The following is a 545-nucleotide window of genomic DNA, read 5'->3' as shown; positions in this document are numbered from 1 at the left end:
GCAGGGCTCGCCAATCGGCGAGTTTTCTTTATTAACGTTTAAGAATCCATTCATGAGCTGGATCGTTATAGAATTTCCAAATACGTGTTGGTCCTGCCATTACATTTAAATAATAGGACGTATAACCGTCTGGTACTCCAACTGGGTGGTATCCTGCTGGCACAAGAACAACATCACCCTTTTCAACCGTCATCGTTTCATCAATAGAACGATCATCTGTATAAACTCTTTGGAACACAAAGCCTTGTGGCGGATTCATTTCATGATAGTAGGATTCCTCTAAAAATGACTCTTCCGGCAAGTTATCACGGTCGTGTTTATGCGGCGGGTAGCTTGACCAGTTTCCGCTTTCTGTGAATACTTCAACAACAAGCAAGCTGTTAGCAGTTGGATCTGAATCAGGCAAGATATTGTGTACAAGACGTTTGTTACTAAGAATTCCTCTATTTTCAACGCCATTATCTGAAGCTTTAATCAGTCTTGTAGGCAATTGTTTTTGAGATGGAGAATAACATAATGCTACGCGAGCTTGGCTAACTCCCTCT

The 545-nt window shown here is 41.5% G+C and carries 1 protein-coding gene; it reads right to left on the bottom strand.

Translation table 11 applies throughout. The features are described from left to right. Positions 1–31: 31 nt before the first annotated feature. On the bottom strand, positions 32–545 hold a 514-nt coding region (gene iolB, locus EP737_RS25160; protein ID WP_129732145.1), incomplete at its 5' end, for a 5-deoxy-glucuronate isomerase.

Origin of the sequence: Ectobacillus funiculus (assembly GCF_004138295.1) — a bacterium.
Taxonomy (GTDB): domain Bacteria; phylum Bacillota; class Bacilli; order Bacillales; family Bacillaceae_G; genus Ectobacillus; species Ectobacillus funiculus.
Note: the sequence above shows the minus strand (reverse complement) of the source record. Positions and strands in the feature narration are given on the sequence as shown.